Here is a 22581-nt window from a genome sequence, read left to right as displayed (position 1 = left end):
GACCGTCGCCACTGTCAAATCCCTTGGGCCGTTCGGGATCACGTGATGCATATGCTGTGCAAGTGCGTGTTCAGAGCATCAACAGTCCCTTCCGGTTCCTCGCCGCCCTCGCCCTCGTCCCGAGCCTGGCCGGCTGCTTCGCCTCCCCGGGAGGGGAGTCGTCGTCGAACGGTGGGCAGTCGGGCTCCCGGCTGCGGGTCGCCCTCGCCTTCCCGCCCGCCGAGAACTTCTCGCCGTACGGAGCCGACGCCACGCTCCTCAGCCGGCTCGGCGTCACCGAGGGCCTGACCGCCCTGGACGCCAACGGTGCCGCGTCCCCCGCCCTCGCCGAGTCCTGGCGCCGGGAGAGCGACCGCATCTGGCGGTTCACCCTGCGCGAGGCGACCTTCCAAGACGGCGTGGAGGTCACCCCGTCCGCCGTGGCCGCGGCGCTCACCCGCGCCACGAAGGCGAAGCCCGCGCCCGCCGCCCTCGCCGGTGTCACGCTCGACGCGACGGCCGACGGCGACCGCGGCGTACGCGTCACCACGGCCACGGCCGACCCCGTCCTGCCCATGCGTCTGTCCAGCCCGAGCCTCGCGATCCTCTCCCCGAAGGCCTACGACGGGAAGGGCAACCCCGACCCGGTCGGAAGCGCCACCGGGCCCTTCGAGATCACCGAGGTCAACGGCGGCTCCGCCACCCTCGACCGCTTCGACGACTACTGGGGCGGCCGCGCCCAGGCCTCCGGCATCGACGCGCGCTTCGTCAAGGACGGCACCGCACGCGCCAACGCGGTCCGCACCGGTGACATCGACATAGCCGAGGCCGTCCCCGTCGCCCAGGCCGCCACGCTCGACAAGGCGACCCTGAAGGAAGCCGGCACCACCCGCACCACCAGCCTGCAGCTCAACACCAGGACAGGTCCCTTCAAGGACCCGAAGCTGCGCGCCGCCGCTCGCACGGCGATCGACTCCTCCAGCATCGTCAAGGGCGTCTTCGAGGGCTACGCCGACCCGGGCGCGGGCATCTACGGTCCAGCCGTCACCTGGGCCGAGAGCAAGCGGGTGAAGCCGGCCGGACGTGCGGACGCCGCCGAGCCCGACGGTGAGCGGATCACCCTCGCCACCTACGACAACCGGCCCGAGCTGCCCGAGACCGCCCAGGTCGTGCAACAGCAGCTGGAGAAGGCCGGCTTCACGGTGAAGCTGGAAGTGCGCGAGTACTCACGGCTGGAGAGCGACGCCCTCGCCGGGATGTTCGACGCGTTCATCGGCGCCCGCAACAGCCTCCTCGACACCGGCGACCCCGTCGGCGTCCTCGGCAGCGACTACACCTGCGACGGCGGCTACAACCTGGCCCGGCTGTGCGACAAGAACGTCGACCGGGCCGTCGCCGAGGCCGACGGGACCGACGGCACCGGTGAGAGGCAGGACGCGGCCATGGCCGCCGAGGCCGCGATCCTCAGGACGGACGCCGTCGTGCCGCTGGCCCACCAGCAGATCATCGCCGGCGTCTCCACCAAGGTCCGGGGCGTCGTCCTCGACCCCTACGAGCGGACCCTGGTGGGCACCGGAACGCGTCGCTGAGGCTCCCTCACGCGGGCAGCCTGGTGTCCACCACGCAGCTGATCTCGACCAACTGCCCGGGGAAGGTCAGCTCGGTGACGCCGAGGGCCGTGCTGACCGGGCGGTGGTCGCCGAAATACGCCCGGTTGGCCTTGGCCAGCACATCGGCGTGGCGCACCAGGTCCACCGCGTACAGCGTCTGGGAGACGACCTGGTTGCGCGTGACGCCGTAGTGGGCCAGGACCTTGTCGATGTTGACGTGGGTCTGCTCGAGCTGGGTGGCCCAGTCGTCCTCGGGGCGGAAGCCGCCCGCCTCGTCGAACGCGAGCTGCCCGGAGACATGGATCAGATCGCCGGACCGGATCGCCTGCGCGTAGCCGAAGTAGGTCTCGGCCGGAATGGCGTGGTCGTAGACATCAGGAGTCGTCACAGTTCCTGTCCTTCCGTCGAGCACGCGTCTACGTGCTCTCTTGCGGTTACTCGGGAACTGTAGGAGAGTGACCGCCGACCTGGAAGAACGCACTTTTCGGTGACTGGGGAAACAGATGGTGACCAAGCAGGAGTTGAGCGGACTGCCCGAGGACGCGGATCTGCGGCGGGCGGACTCGCTGGCGCGTGAGATCTTCTCGGACGTCGCCAACAAGTGGGCCTTGCTGATCATCGAGGCCCTCGGTGAACGCACCCTGCGCTTCAGCGAGTTGCGCGACGAGGTCGAGGGCGTCAGCCACAAGATGCTCACCCAGAACCTGCGGATGCTGGAGCGCAACGGCCTGGTCGACCGGAAGGTGCACCCCACCGTGCCGCCGAAGGTCGAGTACACGCTCACCGAGCCGGGCCGGGCCCTGCGGGCCACGGTCGACCTGCTCTGCGGCTGGACGCACCAGTACCTCGGTCACATCGAGACGGCGCGAGGGCGGTTCGAGGTCTGACCGGCCGGGGCGTCAGCCCGCGACCAGTTCCCGCACCTGCCGCCGGGCCGCGGTCTCATCGACCCGCGACGTCCGGTACAGCCACAGCACGTCACGCCCGAACGACCACACCAGCAGGCCCAGGGCCAGGGCGGCGACCCCGAAGTTGCCCGCGTACGGCAGCAGATCGGCGCCCGCCACCAGCAGGAGCACGCCCTGGAGCGCCGCCACCGTCTTGCGGGCGGTGCTCGGCGGGAGGGCGGCGGTCAGCCAGGGCCAGACCCGCGCTGCGGCGACGAAGACGTACCGCATACCGCCGATGAGCAGCACCCACGGGCCCTGCTCCATCGACACGTACACGCTCAGCACCAGGATCAGGAACGCGTCGACCTCCATGTCGAAGCGCGCGCCCAGCGCCGTGGAGGTGCCGGTGCGGCGGGCCACCTTGCCGTCGACGCCGTCGAGGATCAGGGCGACCGCCGTCAGGCCGACGAACAGCGACACGGGCGGCGAGCTCTGGAAGGAGTCCGCGACCAGGGCGGTGACCCCGCCGACGAGGGTGGCACGGCCGAGGGTGACCCGGTTGGCCGCCCCGAAGGAGCGCAGCCGGGAGCGGTGCAGGGCCCGGGAGAGCACCGCCCAGGTGGCGAGGGCGAACGCGAGGCCGGTCAGCCAGCCCGCCGGGCCCATCCCGATCGCCGTACCGATCAGGGCGAGCAGCAGGATCTGCGCTCCCGCCCCCAGGGCGGTCTCCTGCTGTACGAGCCTCGCGTCGTAAGTGTTGTTCAGGGCCACCGAACACCCTCCGGCCGTGTGACAGAGTCGATCAACGCCGCTACCTTGTGCGCGGCCTGTGCACCCCTCGGTACGCAAGCAGCTTCCCGATCGTTCAGGAGGACTTCGATGAAGCACACCGCACGGGCGTTCTGGATCGACTCGCCTGGGCGAGGCGCCATCCGGGACGTCACCCTGCCGGCACCCGGCGAGGACGAGGTGCTGGTCCGCGCGCTGTACTCCGGAGTGAGCCGCGGCACGGAGACGCTCGTCTTCCGCGGCGGCGTGCCGGTCAGCCAGCACACGGCCATGCGGGCACCGTTCCAGGAGGGCGACTTCCCGGGCCCCGTGAAGTACGGCTACCTCAGCGTCGGCGTGGTGGAGGAAGGGCCCGAGGAGCTCGCCGGCCGTACGGTGTTCTGCCTCTATCCCCATCAGAGCCGCTACGTCGTCCCGGCCCGGGCCGTCACGCCCGTACCGGACACCGTGCCGGCCGAACGGGCCGTGCTCGCCGGGACCGTGGAGACCGCCGTCAACGCCCTGTGGGACGCCGCGCCCCTGGTCGGCGACCGGATCGCCGTCGTCGGCGGCGGCATGGTCGGCTGCTCCGTGGCCGCCCTGCTCGCCCGGTTCCCCGGCGTCCGGGTCCAGCTGGTCGACGCCGACCCGTCCCGTGCCGCCATCGCCAAGGCCCTGGGCGTCGGCTTCGCCACCCCCGCGGACGCCGAGGGCGAGTGCGACCTGGTCGTCCACGCCAGCGCCACCGAGCAGGGACTCGCCAGGTCCCTGGAACTCCTCACCGCCGAGGGGACCGTGCTCGAACTGAGCTGGTACGGCGACCGGCGGATCAGCCTGCCGCTCGGCGAGGACTTCCACTCCCGGCGGCTCGTCATCCGCTCCAGCCAGGTGGGCACCGTCTCCCCGGCCCGCCCGAACCGCACCTACGCCGACCGGCTCGCCGTCGCCCTCGACCTGCTCGCCGACCCGGCGCTCGACGTCCTCGTCACCGGCGAATCCGCCTTCGAGGAGCTGCCCGACGTGCTGCCGAGGCTCGCCTCCGGCGAGATCCCCGCGCTGTGCCACCGCGTCCGCTACGACGAGAGCGATTGACGCATCGGCTGACGATTCGTTCCATCCGGTACGACATCGGTACGACAAGAGCGCCTGACCTGAGAAAAGCCGTAGCGGAGGCTGAACAGGGGAAGGCAAAGAGCCGTATTACCCGGCATCCCCCGGCAGCCGACAGCGGGGGAGCAGACGCGCCGCACCTGGAGGGTCGTCCGTTGTTCAGCATCACCGTCCGCGATCACATCATGATCGCCCACAGCTTCCGTGGCGACGTCTTCGGACCGGCGCAGCGCCTGCACGGGGCCACGTTCCTCGTGGACGCCACGTTCCGGCGCGAGCAGCTGGACGAGGACAACATCGTCGTCGACATCGGGCTGGCCACCCAGGAACTCGGAGCCGTTGTCAGCGAGCTGAACTACCGCAACCTCGACAACGAACCCGACTTCGCCGGGGTCAACACCTCCACGGAGTTCCTCGCCAAGGTCATCGCCGACCGCCTCGCCGAGCGCATCCACAAGGGCGCGCTGGGCGAGGGCGCCAAGGGCATCGCGGGCCTGTCCGTCACCCTGCACGAGTCGCACATCGCCTGGGCGAGTTACGAGCGTGCGCTGTGACCGACACGACCATCGAGCGGCCCGGGCAGACCGGACCGGCCCGCCTGAACTATGTTCCGGTGCAGCACGCCGCCCTGAAGAACGCCGAGATCATCCCCATGTCCCTGCGCACCGTGCACTTCGTGCTCCCGGGCGACATCGACGACCCGGCGGCGCCCAGCGGCGGCAACGCCTACGACCGGCGCCTCTGCCTGGACCTGCCCGGCTTCGGCTGGCAGGTGACCAAGCACGCCGTCGCCGGTGACTGGCCCCGGCCGGGGGCCGCGGCCCGTACGGAACTGGCCCGCGCCCTGAGCGCACTGCCGGACGGTGCCGTCGTCCTGCTCGACGGCCTGGTGGCCTGCGGGGTCCCGGAGATCGTCGTGCCGGAGGCCGAACGGCTGCGCATGGTCGTCCTCGTCCATCTCCCGCTCGGCGACGAGACGGGGCTGGACCCGGTCGTGGCCGCCGAACTGGACGCCAAGGAGCGGGCGGTGCTGCGGGCGGTGCCGGCGGTCATCGCCACCAGCGACTGGGCGGTCCGCCGCCTGGTCTCCCACCACGGCCTTCCCCCGGAGCGCGTCCACGTCGCGGCCCCCGGTGCCGACATCGCACCTCTCGCGCCCGGCACCGACGGTGTCTCGCGTCTGCTGTGCGTGGCCGCCGTGACCCCGCGCAAGGGCCAGCACCGGCTGGTGGAGGCGCTGGCCACGGTGACCGACCTGCGGTGGAGCTGCGTCTTCGTCGGCAGCCTCACCCAGGAGCCCGAGTACGTCGCCCATCTGCGGTCCCTCATCGCCGAGCACGGCCTCGAGGACCGGCTGGAGCTGGCGGGCCCGAAGTCCGGCCCCGCACTCGACGCCAGCTACGCCACCGCCGACCTGATGGTCCTCACCTCCTACGCCGAGACCTACGGCATGGCCGTCACCGAGGCACTGGCCCGGGGCATCCCGGTCATGGCCACGGACGTGGGCGGACTCCCCGAGGCGGTCGGCCGCGCCCCCGACGGCGGCGTGCCCGGCATTCTCGTCCCGCCGGAGAACCCCGCCGCCATCGCCGCCGAACTGCGCGGCTGGTTCGGCGAGGCGGACGTACGGCGTCGCCTCAAGGCCGCCGCCCGCAGTCGCCGCGCCTCCCTCGACGGCTGGGCGACGACCGCACAGAGCCTGGCGGCGGTACTGCGCCGGCTTCCGACCGAACCCCGGAGGGCCGCATGACGAACCCGGCGACGACCCAGCAGAGCGGGGCGATTCCGACGCAGCCCGGACCCAGAGGAGGTGCCGAGTCGATGGAATCCGCCCAGCCGGCGGACGCCACGGCTCCGAAGCCGGGTGACACCGCGGCGGCACCGGGCGACGCGGTGATCGCGTGGGCGAACGGCGCCGTCATCCCCGGCGCCGGCCCCAGCGGCACACCCGGCTCCCGGCCCACCGTGAAGCTGCGCGAGGCCGACCCCGGCGATCCGCCCCGCTACGCGCCCGAGTGGCTGGAGCTGCGGGAGCCGGCCGACGCCGACGCGCGGGCGCACGACCTGCTCGACCCGCTGCGCATCCGGCTCGCCAACCTGCCGGGGAAGTCGGGCGTCGCCATCCACGACCTGGGCTGCGGCACCGGGTCGATGGGCCGCTGGCTCGCGCCCCGCCTGGACGGCGCCCAGCACTGGGTCCTGCACGACCGCGACCCCTACCTGCTGCACTTCGCCGCCGTCGCCTCCCCGCGCTCCGCCGCCGACGGCAGCCGGGTCTCGGTCGAGACCCGGCGCGGTGACGTCGCCCGCCTCACGCCGGACGCCCTGAAGGGCGCGAACCTGGTGACGGCGTCCGCGCTGCTGGACGTTCTCACCCGCGACGAGATCGACGCCCTCGCCGCCGCCTGCGCCGGAGCCGGCTGCCCCGCCCTGCTGACGCTGTCCGTCGCCGGGCGGGTCGAACTGACCCCGTCCCACCCGCTGGACGCGGAGATCGTCCAGGCGTTCAACGAACACCAGCGCCGTGACGGCCTGCTCGGCCCGGACGCGGTCACGGCGGCCGCCGAGGCGTTCTCCGAGCACGGCGCTACCGTACGGCTGCACCCGAGCCCCTGGCGGCTCGGCCCCGAGCAGGCCGCGCTCACCGAACAGTGGTTGCGCGGCTGGGTCGGCGCCGCCGTCGAGGAACGCCCCGACCTGCGTGACCGCGCCGACGCCTACTTGGCCGAACGCCTGGCCGCCTGCGCCGCCGGCCAGCTGCGCGTCATCGTCCACCACACCGACCTGCTGGCCCTGAGCCGTCCGGTGGGCGGAGCGTCATGAGCCCCCAGGCGACGGGGACACGTCCGCGACCGATGTCCGTCGAGAGCGACCGGCTGCCCCGGAGCGGCGACAGCGGGAGTCCGCTCGGGGAACCCGGTGCTCCGGCACCGGAGGCTTCCCGCCCCGCCGGTTCCCCGTCGCCCGGCCCGATCCGGGCCGCCCTGGCCCGGATCGGCTCCCGCAAGGTCCGTACGCATCTCGGCACCCTCGCCGGAGTCGCCATCCTCGGTGTGCTGTTGTGGCGCCTCGGTACCGGTGTCTTCCTGGACGGGCTGAGCCGGATCGACGCGACGTCGCTGGTGCTGGCGCTCGGGATCGGGCTTGTCACCACGGTGTTCAGCGCCTGGCGGTGGGCGCTCGTGGCCCGGGGGCTCAGGATCCGGCTGCCGTTCGGACCGGCCGTCGCCGACTACTACCGCGCGCTGTTCCTCAACGCGGCGCTGCCCGGCGGCGTCCTCGGCGATGTGCACCGGGCGGTCCGGCACGGCCAGAGCGAGGGCGACCTGGGCCGGGGCGTGAAGGCGGTCGTTCTCGAACGGGCCGCCGGGCAGATCGCGCTGTTCGCCGTCGGGGCCGTGGTGCTGCTGACCATGCCGTCCCCGGTGCTGGACGAGGCCCGGCACATCGCCCCGCTCGCGGCCCTGGCCGCGGTGGGCGCCCTCGCCGTCGTCGTCGCCCTGCGCATGAACCGGGCGGCACCCTCACGCCGGGGCCGGAAGCTGCGCGGGGTCCTCGCCGAGGCGCGCGAAGGGCTGCTGTCCCGCAGCAACGGCCCCGGAGTCATTGTCTCCTCGGTAGTCGTTCTGGCAGGTTACGTGGCCATGTTCGTACTCGCCGCCCGCGTCGCCGGGGCCGCCGCCTCCGTGGCCGTCCTGCTGCCGCTCGCGGTCCTCGCGCTGCTGGCGATGGGACTGCCGCTGAACGTCGGCGGCTGGGGTCCGAGGGAGGGCGTCACCGCCTGGGCGTTCGGCGCCGCGGGTCTGGGCGCCGGCCGGGGACTCGCCGTCGCGGTCGTCTACGGGGTGCTCAGCCTCGTGGCGAGCCTGCCCGGCCTGATCGTGCTCGTCGCCCGCTGGTACACGGGCCTGCGTGCCCGGTCCCGCGCCGGGAATGACTACCCGTCAGCCCCGTCGCTCGTGGAGGCAGCCCCGTCGTCCGCGGAGGTCAGCATCGAGAAATACGCCCCGAAGGAATCCGCCAGGCTCGCCAGGAGTTCCTTCCCCTTTTCCGCCGAACCCAGAGAAGGACGGCCGATGACACCGGAATCGGTATAGCCGGACATGCCGAGGGTGAGCAGATGACGCCGGTCGTCAGCGACGAAATCGGAGGTCTCATAACCGGGTCGGAGCATTTCGGGATGAGCGTGCAGAAGGATGGAGGTTTCTATTTCCCCCGCGTGCATGTCGGTGAGCAGCGAGGTGACCACACCCGCCCGCTGCCGCGCCTCCTCCCAGTCCTCCGGGGCCGGGAAGAGCGCCATCCGCTCACCGCGGGCGGAGGATTCCTGAACCACGTTGCCCAGTACGTAGTTTCCGCCGTGCCCGTTGACCACCACCAGGGCCTCGACGCCGGACCGGCGGAGCGAAGCCGCAATGTCCCGTACCACCGCATGAAGGGTCACCGAGGAGATGCTGACGGTCCCCGGCCAGGCCGCGTGCTCGTGCGAGCACGAGATCGTCACCGGAGGAAGGAGGTGCACCGGGTACGCGCCGGCTATCTCCCGCGCGACGGCACAGGCGACGAGCGTGTCGGTCGCCAGCGGAAGAAACGCACCGTGCTGCTCGAAGCTCCCCACGGGAAGCACCGCGACCTGCCGTGAGACACCGGCGCCCCGCGTCCGTACGTCTTCCGTGGTGTCCGCCGGCACCAGATCACTCATCACGTCACGGCCTTTCGTCTCTGCTTAGGAACTCGAGAATCATGACAGAAAAAATTGGCGTACTCGGCAAGAAGTCACCGCAGCGGACCGGCGTGGAACGCGTCGTGAATGCGCCCTTGCCCACCGTGTACGGGAAATTCCAGGCGGTCGGCTACCTGGACCACGACCGCGGTGACGAACAGGTGGCGCTGGTCTACGGCGAACTCGGCACGGACGACGTACTCATCCGGCTGCACTCGGAGTGCCTGACCGGCGACGCCTTCGGCTCCCAGCACTGCGAGTGCGGCGACCAGCTCGACGCCGCCCTGCGCGCGGTCGTCGCCGAGGGCGCCGGTGTCGTCGTCTACCTCAGAGGGCATGAAGGCCGTGGCATCGGCCTGCTCGCCAAGCTGCGCGCGATGGCCCTGCAGGCGGAGGGTCTCGACACCGTCGAGGCCAACCTCGCCCTGGGCCTGCCGGTCGACGCCCGCGACTACGGGGTGGCCGCCAGGATCCTGGAGGACCTGGGCGTGAAGTCCGTCCGCCTGATGTCCAACAACCCGCGCAAGCGCGAAGCCCTGGTGAGCCACGGCATCCAGGTCGCCGAGCAGGTGCCGCTGCTGATCCCGCCGTGCGAGAACAACATCACCTATCTGCGGACGAAGCGGGAGCGTCTCGACCACCATCTGCCCCACCTGGACGCGGTGGTCAGCTCCTCCTGAGGCACCGGGTGCCCGCACGGGGCGGGCTCCGGTTCTCCTCGGCGTGACCTGGGCGCATTCGTGCGCGACCCGGAGGCGGGCCGCGTACGCTTCGTGGACGTCAGCCCCTTGAGCGTCGGCCCTCAGCGGCCGACGCCTCACGCCGGAGGCCCACCTGGTATGACCGAGCTCCATCTGTGGCTGCGCCACGAGGCCCGAACGACCGAGCGACGCACACCGATCGTGCCCGACGACGCCCGGCGGCTCGTCGGGAACGGTGTGGAACTGACCGTGGAGGAGTCCCCTCAGCGGGTCTTCCCGATCGAGGAGTACGAGGCGGCCGGCTGCCGTGTCGCGCCCGCGGGCTCCTGGGTGACGGCGCCGCCCGACGCCGTCGTGCTCGGCTTGAAGGAACTGCCCGCTGACCCGTCGGAACTGACGCACCGGCACATCTTCTTCGGCCACGCCTACAAGGGCCAGCCGGGCGCGGCCGGCCTGCTGGGCCGGTTCACGGCCGGGGGCGGGACGCTGTTCGACCTGGAGTACCTGGTGGACGACACCGGGCGGCGCCTCGCCGCCTTCGGTTTCTGGGCCGGCTTTCTGGGCGCCGCCCTGGCGGTGCTCCAGCACCGGGGCCGGCTGCGGGCGCCGCTGACGCCCACCACCAAGGAGGAGCTGGACGAGACCCTGAAGCCCGCCGCCGACGACGCCGAGTTCACCGGCCTGGTCATCGGCGCCCTGGGACGTAGCGGCCGCGGTGCCCGGGTGGCGTTCGCCGCCGCCGGGGCCGACCCGACCTGCTGGGATCTCGCCGAGACCCGCGACCTGGACCGCCGCGCCCTGCTGGAGCACGACGTGATGGTGAACGCGGTGCTCGCCACCACCCCTGTCCCGCCCTTCCTCCGCGAGCGGGACCTCGACACCCCGGACCGCCGGCTGCGCACCCTGTGCGACGTGACCTGCGACGTCGGCTCCCCGCTCAACGTCCTTCCGGTGTACGACGACACCACCGACTGGGACGAGCCCGTGCGCCGGCTGCGCGCCGAACCCCCGCTCGACCTGATCGCCATCGACAACCTCCCCTCCCTGCTGCCGCTGGAGTCCAGCGCCGACTTCTCGGCCGCCCTGTATTCCCAGCTGCTCGACTTCGGCGTCGCCGGGCCCTGGGGGCGCTGCCTGGACCGGTTCCGTCAGGCCTGCCGTGAACACGGACTCGACAAGGGGCAATTCGACAAGGAGCAACAAGAGGGAGTTCGATGAGGGGGAGTTCCATGGCCACGGACCCGGTACCCGCCGGCGGCACCGTCCACTGGATCGGCGCCGGCCTCTCCACCGGCAGCGGACTGGCCGCGCTGTGCGACACCGCCGAGCGCGTACGGCTCTGGCACCGCACCGAGAGCCGCGCGGCCGACGCCCTCGGCCGGCTGGGCCTCACCGGACGGGCCGAGCCCCGCGCGTACACGCCGGCCGCGTTCGCCGCCGAACTCGCACCCGGCGATGTGGTCGTGTCCATGCTGCCCGCGCCGGAACACGCGCCGCTGCTCGCCGAGTGCGTGCGGCGGGGAGCGCACTTCGCCTGCTCCAGCTATGTGTCCCAGGCGGTGCTGGATCAGGTGCCCGCCGCCGAGAAGGCCGGGGTAGTCGTCCTCACCGAGTCCGGGCTCGACCCGGGCATCGACCACCTCTTCGCGCACGCCCTGGTCGCCCGGGCCCGGGACGCCGTCGGCGACGGGACGCCCGCCTCGTACACCCTCACCTCGTACTGCGGCGGAGTCCCCGCCGTCCCGAACGACTTCACGTACCGCTTCAGCTGGGCACCCGCCGGTGTCCTCAACGCCCTGCGCTCACCGGCCCGTTACATCGAGGGCGGTGCCGAGACCGTCGCCGGCCGTCCGTGGGAGGCGACCCGGCGGCATGTCGTCGAGGGGGAGACGTTCGAGGTCTATCCCAACCGCGACAGCGTCCCGTTCGTCGCGCAGTACGGGCTGCCGGACGCCTGGACACCGCGGACATTCGTACGCGGCACCCTGCGTCTGGAGGGCTGGCTGCGGGCCTGGGACGGTGTCTTCGAGGAGCTGAAGAGGGGCGACGACACCCGGATCGCCGCCCTGGCCCGGGAGCTGGCCGCCGCCCATCCCACGACGGACGAGGATCGTGACCGGGTCGTCCTCGCCGTGTCGCTGGAGGTACGGGCCGAGACGGGGCGTTCCTGGGCGGGCGGCTACCTCCTCGACCTGACGGGTGACGCGGGGGAGAGCGCGATGGCCCGCTGCGTCTCGCGCACCCTGGCCCTGGGTGTCCGCCACGTCCTGGACGGCTCTCTGCCGCCGGGGCTGAACCGCGCCGCCGAGACCGCGGCCAGGTCCGAACAGTGGCTGCGTGAACTCGCCCAGGAAGGAGTCGAGTTCACACTGCGCGTCGACCGGTAGCGGGCTCAGCCCGACAGGGCCTCGTGGACCATCCTCTTCAGGTCCCGGAACACCGTGTGCGAGGTCCGGGGCCGCACCTGCGTCATGAACTGCACCGTCAGGTCGCGGCCCGGGTCCACCCAGAACGTCGTCGTCGCCACCCCGCTCCAGCCGTAGGCGCCGAGTCCGGACGGCACGAGTGTGCGGGACGGATCGATCACCACGGAGCAGTTGAGGCCGAAGCCGACCCCCTCGTTCCCCGGCTCGTCGTGGGCGGGGCGGCTGCCGAAGGAGCGCAGGTCGGCGCCGTCGGGCAGGTGGTTGCGGGTCATCAGGTCCACGGTCCCGGGCGCGAGGAGCCGGACGCCGTCCAGTTCGCCGCGGCGGCGCAGCAGCTCCATGAAGCGGTGGTAGTCGTGGGCGGAGGCGACGATGCCGCCGCTGCCCGAGAGGAACCGCGGCCGGCCGCGCAGCGGCAGCCCCGGGATCGGCTCGATGCCGCCGCCCTCCTTCTCCCCGTACATCTCCGACAGCCGGGGTGCCTGCTCGTCCGTGACGTGGAAACCTGCGTCCGTCATGCCGAGCGGGCCGAAGACCCGCTCGGCACAGAACACGTCGAGCGGCTGACCCGACACGACCTCGATGATCCGGCCCAGGACATTGCTGGCCACCGAGTAGTTCCACTCGGTGCCCGGCTCGAACTGCAGCGGCAGACTCGCGTACACCTCGATGGTCTCGGCCAGGTCGGCGCCCGGTGGCACCGACGACTCCAGGCCGGCCGCGCGGTACAGGGCGTCGACGGGGTGGCTGTGGTAGAAGCCGAAGGTCAGACCCGAGGTGTGGGTCATCAGATGCCGGACGAGTATGGGGCCGTCGGCGGGGCGGGTCCGTACGTCGGACCCGGAGCCGCTGACGTACACCCGCGGCTCGGCGAAGGCCGGCAGATGGTGGGCGACCGGGTCGTCCAGCGACAGCCGGCCCTCCTCCACCAGCAGCAGTGCGGCGACCGCGGTGACGGGCTTCGTCATGGAGTAGACCCGCCACAGCGTGTCCGGCTCGACCGGGAGGCCGGCCGCGATGTCGCGCAGTCCGTGCGTCGTGAGGTGCGCGACGTGTCCGGCGCGGGCGACGGACACGAGGAAGCCCGGCAGCCGCCCCTCGTCGACCAGTCGGGTGAAGTGCCGGTCCATGTCGTCCAGCACCTTCGGATCCAGCCCTGCCTCGGCCGGATCGACCTCTTGCCGCAGGTGTGCCATCGCTCTTCCTCCGTCGCGCTCGTCGAGGTGAGATCCGGCATACCCCGCCCGGACCGCGCAGGAACAGGTGAATGTCAGAGGCCACCGGTACCGTCGAACGGAACGGCCGCCGCCTGTTCCGAGATCAGGTCCGACACTCCGGAGAGCAGCTCATGAGGATCCACATCACCAGCGTCTTCGTCGACGACCAGGAAAAAGCCCGGGGCTTCTACACCGACGTGCTGGGCTTCGTGAAGAAGCACGACGTCCCGGTGGGGACGGACCGGTGGCTGACCGTGGTCTCGCCGGAGGACCTCGAAGGGACCGAGCTGCTCCTCGAACCCTCGGGCCATCCGGCGGTACAGCCGTACAAGACGGCGCTGGTCGATGACGGCATCCCGGCGGCCTCGTTCGCCGTGGACGATGTTCACGCGGAGTACGAGCGGCTGCGCGGGCTCGGGGTGCGGTTCACGCAGGAGCCGACGGAGATGGGCCCGCTCACCACCGCGGTGCTGGACGACACCTGCGGCAACCTGATCCAGATCGTGCACAGCAAGTCCTGAGGGCGCGACCTAGGGCGCGGGGCGCAGGTCCGATGGCCGATGACTCCGTGGGGGCCGGCTTCCTAGGCTGCGAGACGGGTCGCCGTCGTAGACCAGGACGCCACGAGAAGGGGTCGCCATGCCCGTGAACGGTCGCAGTCACATCCGCGTCGCCCGTCCCTCCGGGGACCTCGCGGCGGCCGAGCGGTTCTGGCGCGAGGGGCTCGGGCTCGATGTGGTGTGGCGGGCCGAGGGCGGGGGCGAACCGGGGGAGCACGACCTGCTGATGCTCGGCTGGCCCGACGCCGACTGGCATCTGGAGCTCGTGTACGAGGCCGCCCGGCCGGTCGAGCCCCGCCCCACCGAGGAGGACCTGCTGGTGATCTACGCCGACGGCCCGGTCCCGGACGATCTGATCGCCCGCCTGGAGCAGCACGGCGGCAAGCGGGTGGAATCCCCCAACCCCTACTGGAACGAGTGGGGCGTCACCATCGAGGACCCCGACGGCTACCGCTTGGTCCTGTGCCGCCGAGCCTGGTCCAACAGCTGAACAGGCGAGCCAAAGGGGCGCGGGGAACTGCGCGACCAGCCCCCACGCGCCCGCACCCGGTACCAAACCCTGGTCAGATCGTCACTTTCTCCGGCTGAACAGTTCCCCGAGCGGCACGCTCACCGAGCACCTCCGTGGGCACCCGGTTCGTCTCACGCGCCGACACCGCCGCGATCACCGGCGGCACGCACAGCGCCGCCGTGAACAGGGCAACCGAGGACCAGTCGTCGCCGTCCGGCCCGGCGATCTGCGCGGCGAACGTCACCGCGAACCCGGCCGCCGCGAAGCCGATCTGCGTGCCGATGGCCACGCCGGACAGCCGGACCCGGGTCGTGAACATCTCGCCGTAGAAGGCGGGCCACACACCGTTCGCGGCGCTGTAGACCACGCCGAAGCAGAGGACGCCCGTCAGGAACGTCAGCGGGTAGGAGCCCGTGGAGACGGCCCACAGGTACAGGAACATCGTCACCGCGCTGCCGGCCGCGCCGATCAGGAACACCGGGCGGCGGCCGATCCGGTCGGACAGCGTGGCCCACAGCGGGATCGCGGCGAGCGCGACGACATTGGCCAGGGCACCCACCCACAGCATGGCGGTACGCGACATGCCGACGGCGTCGCTGGTGGCGTACGCCAGCGCCCACACCGTGAAGATCGTGCTGACCGAGGCGATGAGCGCGCCCGCGATCACCCGCAGCACATCCGCCCAGTGCTCGCGCATCAGCACCACCAGCGGCAGCTTGACGACGCCCTCCTCGGCGGCCTGCTGCGCGAAGGCCGGGGTCTCGTCCAGCTTGCGCCGGATGACCCAGCCGACGACGGCGACCCCGACGCTCAGCCAGAACGGCACCCGCCAGCCCCACGACAGCAGCTGCTCCTCGGGCAGCGCGGCGACCGGGATGAAGACCAGCGTGGCCAGCAGCTGGCCGCCCTGTGTGCCGCTGAGGGTGAAACTGGTGAAGAAGCCGCGCCGGCCCGGCGGCGCGTGTTCCAGCGTCATGGAGTTGGCGCTGGCCTGTTCGCCCGCCGCCGAGATGCCCTGGAGCACCCGGCACAGCACCAGCAGGACCGGGGCGAGCGTGCCGACCTGGTCCCGGGTCGGCAGACAGCCGATCAGGAACGTCGACAGGCCCATCAGCATCAGCGTGAAGACCATGATCTTCTTGCGGCCGAGCTTGTCCCCGAAGTGGCCGAGGAACAGCGCGCCGACCGGGCGGGCGGCGTACGCGACGCCGAACGTGGCCAGCGACAGCAGGGTCGCGGTGGCCGGGTCCGACTCGTCGAAGAACACGGCGGGGAAGATCAGCGCGGCGGCGCTGCCGTAGATGAAGAAGTCGTAGTACTCCAGTGCGCTGCCGATCCAGGCGGCGGTCGCGGCTTTCCTGGGCTGACCGGGCGGGGCGGCGGCCCCTCGGGGCGTGGCGGGGACGGACACGGCGGCTCCTTAGCGGGCTCCACCATAGGCGGAGTGAGACGAACGGCGAGCAGAGAGGGCGGGCCGGATCGCGGCTAATTAACCCACTGGGTAGTTAGTAGGGGATGGCCAGTGATGCTGCGCCCGTGTGCCGCCGGTGTCAAGAGGTTGTGCGCCGGACGTTCAGTCCGCCGTGCGCTCAGCCGTCAGATACGCGATCACCATGTCGCCCAGCATGGTGCGGTAGTGCGCGCGCTGTGCCGGATCCAGCAGGTCGCGGCCGAACAGCGCGCCGAAGGTGTGCCGGTTGGAGACCCGGAAGAAGCAGTAGGAGGAGATCATCGCGTGCAGGTCGACGGCGTCGACGCCGGCCGTGAACAGGCCCGACTCCTGGCCCGAGGCCAGGATCCGGCGGATCACGTCCAGGGCGGGGGAGCCGATCTTCCCGAGCTTCTCGGAGCCTGCGATGTGCTGGGCTCCGTGGATGTTCTCGATGCTGACCAGGCGGATGAAGTCCGGGTGCTGCTCGTGGTGGTCGAAGGTCACCTCGGCCAGGCGCCGGATCGCCGCCACCGGGTCCAGGTGCTCGACGTCGAGCTGCTGCTCGGCCTCCCGGATCACGCCGTACGCCCGCTCCAGCACGGTCGTGAACAGCTGTTCCTTGCCGCCGAAGTAGTAGTAGATCATCCGCTTCGTGGTGCGGGTGCGGGCGGCGATCTCGTCGACCCGGGCCCCGTCGTAGCCGGCCCGCGCGAACTCCTGCGTGGCGACGTCGAGGATCTCGGCCTGGGTGCGGGCGGCGTCACGGATGCGCTCGCCAGGACGTGCCGGTTCTTCGACGCTGGTCATCAGGTTCCTTCGGGCGGAGGGGCCGGTGCCGGTGATTGTAGAAGCAGGGGCCCGTTCGCCCATGGGCTCTTCCCGAGCCCGTCCTCGGCTGATATAGCTAACGTACTGGTTCGTACATTAGTGAGCTGCTCGGGAGGCCCGTGTGCCCAAGGACTCGTATCTCGTCGGACTGATCGGTTCCGGCATCGGCCCGTCGCTCAGTCCGGCGTTGCACGAGAGGGAGGCCGACCGCCAGGGTCTGCGCCTGCTGTACCGGCTCATCGACATCGACCCGCTCGGGGTGCCGCCGGAAGCGGTGGGCGATCTGGTGCGGGCCGCCCGCGACCTGGGCTTCGACGGGCTCAACATCACGCACCCCTGCAAGCAGCTCGTCATCGAGCACTTGGACGCGCTCGCACCGCAGGCCGAGGCGCTGGGCGCGGTCAACACCGTCGTCTTCGAGGACGGCCGTGCCGTCGGCCACAACACGGACGTCACCGGCTTCGCGGCGTCCTTCGCGCGCGGGCTGCCGGACGCACCGCTGGAGCGGGTCGTGCAGCTGGGCGCCGGCGGTGCGGGCGCGGCCGTCGCGCACGCCACGCTCACCCTCGGCGCCGAGCGCGTCACCGTCGTCGACGCGCTGCCCGAACGGGCCGCGGCCCTGGCCGGCTCCCTGAACCGCGCCTTCGGCCAAGGCCGTGCCGCCGCCGCGCCCCCGGAACGGCAGGCCGAGCTGCTCGCGCACGCCGACGGCATCGTCCACGCCACGCCCACCGGCATGGCGGCCCACCCCGGCCTTCCCCTGCCGGCCGGCCTGCTCCACCCCGGGCTGTGGGTCGCCGAGGTGGTCTACCGCCCGCTGGAGACCGAACTGCTGCGCACCGCCCGCGCGCTGGGCTGCGCCACCCTCGACGGCGGCGGCATGGCCGCCTTCCAGGCCGCCGACGCGTTCCGCCTGTTCACCGGGCGGGAACCCGACGCCGCGCGGATGCTCACGGACCTGACCGAACTGGCCGGGGCCGTAGGGGCACCGAACTAGGGGGTTCCGAGTCCGAACGACACGCCCAGAGAGAGGTACCGACGTGCGTACGTCCATCGCCACCGTCTCCCTCAGCGGATCCCTCACCGGGAAGCTCGACGCCGCGGCCCGGGCCGGCTTCGACGGGGTGGAGATCTTCGAGAACGATCTGCTGGCCAGCCCCCTCACCCCCGAGGACATCCGCGCCCGCTGCGCCGACCTCGGACTGACCATCGACCTCTTCCAGCCCATGCGGGACATCGAGGCCGTGCCCGAGGCCGAGTTCGCCGGGAACCTGTGGCGGGCCCGCCACAAGTTCGAGCTGATGCGCAGGCTCGGCGCCGGCACCGTCCTCGTCTGCTCCAGCGTCTCCCCGCAGGCCGTGGACGACGACGCCCTCGCCGCCGAGCAGCTCAGCCGGCTCGCCGACCTCGCGCGGGAGTCCGGCGTCAAGGTGGCCTACGAGGCGCTCGCCTGGGGGCGGCACGTCAGTACGTACGACCACGCCTGGCGCATCGTCGAGACGGCCGGCCACCCGGCGCTCGGCACCTGCCTGGACAGTTTCCACATCCTCTCGCGCGGTTCGGACCCCAAGGGCATCGAGGACATCCCCGGCGAGAAGATCTTCTTCCTCCAGCTCGCCGACGCCCCGCTGCTCGCCATGGACGTCCTCCAGTGGAGCCGCCACTACCGCTGCTTCCCCGGCCAGGGCGGCTTCGACGTGGCGGGCCTCGTGCGGCACGTCCTGCGCACCGGCTACGACGGCCCGCTCTCCCTGGAGGTCTTCAACGACGTCTTCCGGCAGGCCGACGCCGGACCGACCGCCGTGGACGCCCGGCGTTCCCTGCTGGTCCTCCAGGAGACGGTCGGCCGGGCCCCCCTGCCCGACCCGGTCGTCCCCACCGGCGTCGCCTTCGCCGAGCTGGTCACGCCAGACGCCGAGCCCCTCACCGCCCTGCTCGGCTCCCTCGGCTTCACCCGCACCGCCCGGCACCGCGGCAAGCCCGTCGCGCTGTGGGAGCAGGGCGAGGCCCGGATCCTGGTCAACACCGGGCCGGCCGTCCGCCGTGACGGCACTCGGCTCGCCGCGATCGGGCTGGAGTCACCCGACCCGGCCGCGGCGGCCCGGCGTGCCGAGGCGTTGCTGGCCCCCGTCCTGCCCCGCCGCCGCGCGCCCGAGGACGCCCCGCTGGACGCGGTGGCCGCCCCCGACGGCACGGAGCTCTTCTTCTGCGCCACCGGCCGCCCTGAACTGCCCGACTGGCGGGCCGACTTCGAGGACACCGGCCAGGCCCCGGCCCCCACGGGCATCAGCCGTATCGACCACCTCGCCCTGACCCAGCCCTGGCACCACTTCGACGAGGCGGCCCTCTTCCACCGCGGGGTGCTCGGCCTGCACGCCCAGGAGAGCGTGGACGTCGCCGACCCCTACGGTCTGCTGCGCAGCCGTGCCGTCACCAACCCCGACGGCAGCGTCCGGATCGCCCTCACCGTCGGCGCCGCGCCCACGGACGACACCGTCCACGCCCAGCACATCGCCCTCGCCACCGACGACCTGGTCGCCGCGGCCCGCCGCTTCCGTGCGGCCGGCGGCCGGCTGCTGCCCGTCCCCGCGAACTACTACGACGACCTCGCCGCCCGCTTCGAGTTCACCGACGGGGAGCTGGAGACCTACCGCGACCTCGGCATCCTCTACGACCGAGACGCCCACGGCGCCTTCCGCCACTGCTACACCCGGACCATCGGCCGCGTCTTCTTCGAACTGGTCCAGCGCGACGACGGCTACCGCGGCTACGGCGCCGCCAACGCCCCGGTACGGCTGGCGGCCCAGCACACGGTGCGGGCCCTCACTGGCGGCTGACGGTCCGGGTGATGCCCGTGACGACCGTCGTGGCGAGGATCCAGCCGGTGAGGACCAAGGCGTAGGACAGCCACTGGTAGCCGTCGGCCGGGGCGAACGCCCCCTCCTGTCCGAAGGAGATCACGGGCAGGAGCAGGTCGAGCGTGTAGAACACGGGGTTGAACTGCGGGGCCTCGTCCTCCTTCAGAGGCTGGGGGTGGTGCAGCGCGTAGGCGACAGAGCCGATCACGAGCAGCGACACCAGCCAGCCCGCGGCCCGCAGGGGGCGGAAGCCGTAGCCGACGGTGGCGTCCTGGACATAGCCCCACAGCCGGCCGTACCAGGAGAGGGTGCCGCGGTGGCGGCGCTGCTTGGCCAGCTGGACCTGGCGGGCGGCGTGGTCGTCGCCGATCCTTCGGTAGGCAGCGGTCAACTGCTCGTAGGCGTGCGGGACATAGCCCTCGCCGTCCCGCTCCAGCATCGCCAGACGGCGCTCGGCGGGCGCGTGCGGCGTGAGGGAGGTGTAGACGAGGCTGTCGAGCAGGACCTCCTCCGGGACCACCTCCGGCTCCAGCCACAGGACGTCCACCTGGGCGCGGCGCAGGTTGAGCGTGCCCTCCATGGGCGGCATCTTGCGCAGCCAGACCTCCCCGATGGTGCAGCTGCTGGCCCGCAGCGCGGCGTCACCGGGGTTCGACAGACGCGCGTGCGACAGGTCGAGGCGGCCCCCGATCCGGGAGCCGCGCAGGCCGATCCAGCCGTACACCTCCACGCGGCGCAGCAGGACGTCCCCTTCCACCGCGGCCAGTTCCGCGTCGAGGACGACATCACCCGTGGGGCCCCGCAGCCGGGCCTCGCCCAGGTCGACGGACCCGGCGACCGACGCGCCCGTCAGCCGCACCTCGCCCCGTGTCCGCAGGCCCGGCGCCGACAGGCCGTCCCCGACGGTCACATGGTTGAGCTGGAGGGCCGGCTGACCGGCGGGCGGTTCGCCGATGTCGGCCCCGTCCAGGAACAGTGCCCCGGCGATCTGCGCGCCGCCGAGCCGCACGGGCCCGTCGAAGAGGCAGTCCGACATCCGCAGGACGCCGTCCACTCGCAGGGTGGCGGCGTCCAGGCCGGGCAGGACGGAGTCGCGCAGGTTCAGCTGGCGCAGGCGCGCCGCGTACAGCACGGGTGTCTTCTCGAAGAAGCAGTGGCTCAGGCGCACGGCGTGGTCGATGTCGCCGTACTGCAGGCTGAGCACCCCGGTGATCCGCGCGCCCGCCAGTCTGAGGGCGGCGGTCTCCCCGTCCTCCTGCGGCGCCCTCAGCAGCAGGGCCCGCAACACGGCCGCGCGCACGGTCCGTTCGGGGCCCCACTCCGCGCCCCGCTCCGGATCCTCGTCCGCCGACTCCCGGAAGTCCACGTCCCGCCCACGCGAAAAGGCACGCCACACCCGCTCCTCGGCGGGTGTCATATTGTCGATCTCCATCAGCGGGGACTCTTGCGCGCCGGCCGGAGGCTGTCAACTCACCTCCGGCCGACTCGCGTTACCCCGTCGCGTTCCACTCCGCGATCACCGGTCGGCCGTGCTCGGTCGACAGCCGGCTGACCGTCCCGGTCTCCAGCCGGAACAGCCGCCCCTCCGCAGGGGACAGGCCCAGGCGGCGGGCCGTCAGGACGCGGAGGAAGTGGCCGTGGGCCACCAGCATCACATCGCCCTCGGGCAGCGCCCCGGCCACCCGGGACAGCACCCGGTCGGCGCGCTCGCCGACCTCCTCCGGAGACTCGCCCGGCTTGCCGTCGGCACCGGGCGGACCCCCGTCGGTCCACAGGTCCCAGTCCGGGCGGGTTCGGTGTATCTCGTCGCTCGTGACGCCCTCGTAGGCGCCGTAGTACCACTCGTGCAGGTCCGCGTCCCGCACGGCCCCCGTCAGGCCCGCGAGTTCGGCGGTGCGCACGGCGCGGGTGAGAGGGCTCGTGAGGACCAGCGCGAAGGGGCGGTCCGCCAGCAGCGGAACCAGCGACTTGGCCTGTTCCTCACCGCGCGGGGTGAGGGGCAGGTCGGTGAAGCTGGTGTGCTGTCCGCTCCGGCTCCACTCCGTCTCGCCGTGACGGACCAGCAGCAGATCGCCCACGGTGCTACGCCTTCTTCGCGGACTCGACGGCGTGGCCGCCGAACTGGTTGCGCAGCGCCGCGATCATCTTCATCTGCGGCGAGTCGTCCTGACGGGAGGCGAACCGGGAGAACAGGGACGCGGTGATCGCGGGCAGCGGCACGGAGTTGTCGATCGCGGCCTCCACGGTCCAGCGTCCCTCGCCGGAGTCCTGGGCGAATCCCCGGAGGTTCTCCAGGTGCTCGTCCTCGTCGAGCGCGTTGACCGCGAGGTCGAGCAGCCAGGAGCGGATGACGGTGCCGTCCTGCCAGGAGCGGAACACCTCGCGGACGTTGTCCACCGAGTCCACGGCCTCCAGCAGCTCCCAGCCCTCGGCATAGGCCTGCATCATCGCGTACTCGATGCCGTTGTGGACCATCTTCGCGAAGTGCCCGGCGCCCACCTTGCCCGCGTGGACGTAGCCGTACGGACCCTCCGGCTTGAGCGCCTCGAAGATCGGCTGCAACCGGTCGACGTGCTCCTTCTCGCCGCCGACCATCAGGGCGTAGCCGTTCTTCAGGCCCCACACACCGCCCGAGACGCCCGCGTCGACGAAGCCGATGCCGTGCTTGCTCAGCTCCTCGGCGTGCTTCTCGTCGTCCGTCCAGCGGGAATTGCCGCCGTCGACGACCGTGTCGTACGGCTTGAGGAGGTACCCCAGCTGGTCGACGACGTGCTGGGTGGGGCCGCCGGCCGGGACCATGACCCAGACCGTGCGCGGCGCCTCCAGCGCGTTGACGAGGTCGGCCAGGCTGGCCACGTCGGACTTCTCGGGGTTGGTGTCGTAGCCGACTACGGTGTGGCCGGCGTTGCGCAGGCGATCGCGCATGTTGCCGCCCATCTTGCCGAGACCCACAAGACCGATCTGCATG

The 22581-nt window shown here is 72.0% G+C and carries 22 protein-coding genes and 1 pseudogene; 14 read left to right on the top strand and 9 right to left on the bottom strand.

Going from position 1 to position 22581, the window contains the following annotated elements; all coding sequences use genetic code 11:
• Positions 1-56: 56 nt before the first annotated feature.
• Complete coding sequence (locus ACFT32_RS06950) at positions 57-1568, top strand: ABC transporter substrate-binding protein (RefSeq protein ID WP_382486585.1); 1512 nt, start codon at positions 57-59, stop codon at positions 1566-1568.
• A 7-nt stretch (positions 1569-1575) separates the two neighbouring features.
• Here ACFT32_RS06950 and ACFT32_RS06945 read toward each other — a convergent pair whose 3' ends face one another.
• Complete coding sequence (locus ACFT32_RS06945; RefSeq protein WP_382486583.1) at positions 1576-1977, bottom strand: RidA family protein; 402 nt, start codon at positions 1975-1977, stop codon at positions 1576-1578.
• 115 nt (positions 1978-2092) lie between these two features.
• Here ACFT32_RS06945 and ACFT32_RS06940 point away from each other — a divergent pair, with 115 nt between their 5' ends.
• Positions 2093-2476: a winged helix-turn-helix transcriptional regulator gene (locus tag ACFT32_RS06940; protein WP_382486581.1), complete on the top strand. Its 384-nt coding sequence runs from the start codon at positions 2093-2095 to the stop codon at positions 2474-2476.
• Between the two features lie 12 nt (positions 2477-2488).
• Here the strand turns inward: ACFT32_RS06940 and ACFT32_RS06935 are convergent, their stop codons facing one another.
• Positions 2489-3250: a CDP-alcohol phosphatidyltransferase family protein gene (locus ACFT32_RS06935; RefSeq protein ID WP_382486579.1), complete on the bottom strand. Its 762-nt coding sequence runs from the start codon at positions 3248-3250 to the stop codon at positions 2489-2491.
• A gap of 108 nt (positions 3251-3358) precedes the next feature.
• On the opposite strand from ACFT32_RS06935, the gene ACFT32_RS06930 reads away from it, so the two are divergent.
• From ACFT32_RS06930 to ACFT32_RS06910, 5 genes and pseudogenes are all read left to right on the top strand, one after another.
• Complete coding sequence (locus ACFT32_RS06930; RefSeq protein ID WP_382486577.1) at positions 3359-4339, top strand: zinc-binding alcohol dehydrogenase; 981 nt, start codon at positions 3359-3361, stop codon at positions 4337-4339.
• Positions 4340-4512: 173 nt separating this feature from the next.
• Complete coding sequence (locus ACFT32_RS06925; protein WP_184588322.1) at positions 4513-4911, top strand: 6-carboxytetrahydropterin synthase; 399 nt, start codon at positions 4513-4515, stop codon at positions 4909-4911.
• The gene (locus ACFT32_RS06920) at positions 4908-6107 is read left to right on the top strand and encodes a glycosyltransferase family 4 protein (RefSeq protein WP_382486575.1); all 1200 of its coding nucleotides are present in this window, start codon (positions 4908-4910) and stop codon (positions 6105-6107) included. The genes ACFT32_RS06925 and ACFT32_RS06920 overlap by 4 nt, the downstream gene beginning before the upstream one ends.
• Complete coding sequence (locus tag ACFT32_RS06915) at positions 6104-7180, top strand: class I SAM-dependent methyltransferase (protein ID WP_382486573.1); 1077 nt, start codon at positions 6104-6106, stop codon at positions 7178-7180. The genes ACFT32_RS06920 and ACFT32_RS06915 overlap by 4 nt, the downstream gene beginning before the upstream one ends.
• Positions 7177-8172, top strand: a pseudogene (locus ACFT32_RS06910) (lysylphosphatidylglycerol synthase transmembrane domain-containing protein); the annotation flags it as partial. The gene ACFT32_RS06915 and the pseudogene ACFT32_RS06910, both read left to right, overlap by 4 nt.
• Positions 8173-8294: 122 nt before the next feature.
• On the opposite strand, the gene ACFT32_RS06905 reads toward ACFT32_RS06910, so the two are convergent.
• Positions 8295-9059 carry a creatininase family protein gene (locus tag ACFT32_RS06905; RefSeq protein WP_382486572.1) on the bottom strand — a complete coding sequence of 255 codons (765 nt, stop codon included), beginning with the start codon at positions 9057-9059 and terminating at the stop codon, positions 8295-8297.
• Positions 9060-9100: 41 nt separating this feature from the next.
• Between ACFT32_RS06905 and ribA the strand changes: the two genes are divergently transcribed.
• From ribA to ACFT32_RS06890, 3 genes are all read left to right on the top strand, one after another.
• Entirely contained in the window at positions 9101-9760 is a 660-nt protein-coding gene (gene ribA / locus ACFT32_RS06900) for a GTP cyclohydrolase II (RefSeq protein ID WP_382486570.1), read from the top strand.
• Positions 9761-9919: 159 nt separating this feature from the next.
• A complete protein-coding gene (locus tag ACFT32_RS06895) occupies positions 9920-10999 on the top strand; it encodes a saccharopine dehydrogenase (RefSeq protein ID WP_382486568.1) in 1080 nt (359 codons plus the stop codon).
• 11 nt (positions 11000-11010) lie between these two features.
• Positions 11011-12168: a saccharopine dehydrogenase family protein gene (locus ACFT32_RS06890; RefSeq protein WP_382486566.1), complete on the top strand. Its 1158-nt coding sequence runs from the start codon at positions 11011-11013 to the stop codon at positions 12166-12168.
• A 5-nt stretch (positions 12169-12173) separates the two neighbouring features.
• Here ACFT32_RS06890 and ACFT32_RS06885 read toward each other — a convergent pair whose 3' ends face one another.
• Positions 12174-13403: a serine hydrolase domain-containing protein gene (locus ACFT32_RS06885; protein WP_382486564.1), complete on the bottom strand. Its 1230-nt coding sequence runs from the start codon at positions 13401-13403 to the stop codon at positions 12174-12176.
• A gap of 152 nt (positions 13404-13555) precedes the next feature.
• On the opposite strand from ACFT32_RS06885, the gene ACFT32_RS06880 reads away from it, so the two are divergent.
• The gene (locus ACFT32_RS06880) at positions 13556-13945 is read left to right on the top strand and encodes a VOC family protein (RefSeq protein ID WP_382486562.1); all 390 of its coding nucleotides are present in this window, start codon (positions 13556-13558) and stop codon (positions 13943-13945) included.
• Positions 13946-14063: 118 nt separating this feature from the next.
• Complete coding sequence (locus tag ACFT32_RS06875) at positions 14064-14474, top strand: VOC family protein (RefSeq protein WP_382486561.1); 411 nt, start codon at positions 14064-14066, stop codon at positions 14472-14474.
• Between the two features lie 73 nt (positions 14475-14547).
• On the opposite strand, the gene ACFT32_RS06870 is transcribed toward ACFT32_RS06875, so the two are convergent.
• Both ACFT32_RS06870 and ACFT32_RS06865 read right to left on the bottom strand, forming a co-directional pair.
• Complete coding sequence (locus tag ACFT32_RS06870) at positions 14548-15906, bottom strand: MFS transporter (RefSeq protein WP_382486559.1); 1359 nt, start codon at positions 15904-15906, stop codon at positions 14548-14550.
• 162 nt (positions 15907-16068) lie between these two features.
• Positions 16069-16734 (bottom strand): TetR/AcrR family transcriptional regulator, encoded by a 666-nt coding sequence (locus ACFT32_RS06865; RefSeq protein ID WP_382486557.1) that lies wholly within the window; start codon positions 16732-16734, stop codon positions 16069-16071.
• 142 nt (positions 16735-16876) lie between these two features.
• Between ACFT32_RS06865 and ACFT32_RS06860 the strand changes: the two genes are divergently transcribed.
• Both ACFT32_RS06860 and ACFT32_RS06855 read left to right on the top strand, forming a co-directional pair.
• The gene (locus ACFT32_RS06860; protein ID WP_382486555.1) at positions 16877-17752 is read left to right on the top strand and encodes a shikimate dehydrogenase; all 876 of its coding nucleotides are present in this window, start codon (positions 16877-16879) and stop codon (positions 17750-17752) included.
• Between the two features lie 43 nt (positions 17753-17795).
• A complete protein-coding gene (locus tag ACFT32_RS06855; protein WP_382486553.1) occupies positions 17796-19592 on the top strand; it encodes a bifunctional sugar phosphate isomerase/epimerase/4-hydroxyphenylpyruvate dioxygenase family protein in 1797 nt (598 codons plus the stop codon).
• Here the strand turns inward: ACFT32_RS06855 and ACFT32_RS06850 are convergent.
• The 3 genes from ACFT32_RS06850 to gnd are packed head-to-tail and all read right to left on the bottom strand — an operon-like array spanning position 19579 to position 22580.
• On the bottom strand, positions 19579-21045 hold the full coding sequence (locus ACFT32_RS06850) for a membrane-associated oxidoreductase (protein WP_382486551.1): 1467 nt from the start codon (positions 21043-21045) through the stop codon (positions 19579-19581). The genes ACFT32_RS06855 and ACFT32_RS06850 overlap by 14 nt on opposite strands.
• Before the next feature lie 58 nt (positions 21046-21103).
• The gene (locus ACFT32_RS06845) at positions 21104-21691 is read right to left on the bottom strand and encodes a histidine phosphatase family protein (RefSeq protein ID WP_382486549.1); all 588 of its coding nucleotides are present in this window, start codon (positions 21689-21691) and stop codon (positions 21104-21106) included.
• Positions 21692-21695: 4 nt separating this feature from the next.
• Positions 21696-22580, bottom strand: coding sequence for a phosphogluconate dehydrogenase (NAD(+)-dependent, decarboxylating) (gene gnd / locus ACFT32_RS06840; protein ID WP_382486547.1), 885 nt, complete (start codon positions 22578-22580; stop codon positions 21696-21698).
• Position 22581 lies beyond the last annotated feature (1 nt).

The organism is Streptomyces sp. NPDC057002, assembly GCF_042673825.1.
Classification (GTDB): Bacteria; Actinomycetota; Actinomycetes; order Streptomycetales; family Streptomycetaceae; genus Streptomyces.
Note: the sequence above shows the minus strand (reverse complement) of the source record. Positions and strands in the feature narration are given on the sequence as shown.

What these genes read in the sequence shown, in the direction of transcription:
- ACFT32_RS06885 (WP_382486564.1), bottom strand. Translation starts at nt 13,403, where the DNA reads ATGGCACACCTGCGGCAAGAGGTCGATCCGGCCGAGGCAGGGCTGGAT.
- ACFT32_RS06940 (WP_382486581.1), top strand. Translation starts at nt 2,093, where the DNA reads ATGGTGACCAAGCAGGAGTTGAGCGGACTGCCCGAGGACGCGGATCTG.
- ACFT32_RS06905 (WP_382486572.1), bottom strand. Translation starts at nt 9,059, where the DNA reads ATGAGTGATCTGGTGCCGGCGGACACCACGGAAGACGTACGGACGCGG.
- ACFT32_RS06875 (WP_382486561.1), top strand. Translation starts at nt 14,064, where the DNA reads ATGCCCGTGAACGGTCGCAGTCACATCCGCGTCGCCCGTCCCTCCGGG.
- ACFT32_RS06915 (WP_382486573.1), top strand. Translation starts at nt 6,104, where the DNA reads ATGACGAACCCGGCGACGACCCAGCAGAGCGGGGCGATTCCGACGCAG.
- gnd (WP_382486547.1), bottom strand. Translation starts at nt 22,580, where the DNA reads ATGCAGATCGGTCTTGTGGGTCTCGGCAAGATGGGCGGCAACATGCGC.
- ACFT32_RS06890 (WP_382486566.1), top strand. Translation starts at nt 11,011, where the DNA reads ATGGCCACGGACCCGGTACCCGCCGGCGGCACCGTCCACTGGATCGGC.
- ACFT32_RS06930 (WP_382486577.1), top strand. Translation starts at nt 3,359, where the DNA reads ATGAAGCACACCGCACGGGCGTTCTGGATCGACTCGCCTGGGCGAGGC.
- ribA (WP_382486570.1), top strand. Translation starts at nt 9,101, where the DNA reads ATGACAGAAAAAATTGGCGTACTCGGCAAGAAGTCACCGCAGCGGACC.
- ACFT32_RS06880 (WP_382486562.1), top strand. Translation starts at nt 13,556, where the DNA reads ATGAGGATCCACATCACCAGCGTCTTCGTCGACGACCAGGAAAAAGCC.
- ACFT32_RS06895 (WP_382486568.1), top strand. Translation starts at nt 9,920, where the DNA reads ATGACCGAGCTCCATCTGTGGCTGCGCCACGAGGCCCGAACGACCGAG.
- ACFT32_RS06865 (WP_382486557.1), bottom strand. Translation starts at nt 16,734, where the DNA reads ATGACCAGCGTCGAAGAACCGGCACGTCCTGGCGAGCGCATCCGTGAC.
- ACFT32_RS06850 (WP_382486551.1), bottom strand. Translation starts at nt 21,045, where the DNA reads ATGGAGATCGACAATATGACACCCGCCGAGGAGCGGGTGTGGCGTGCC.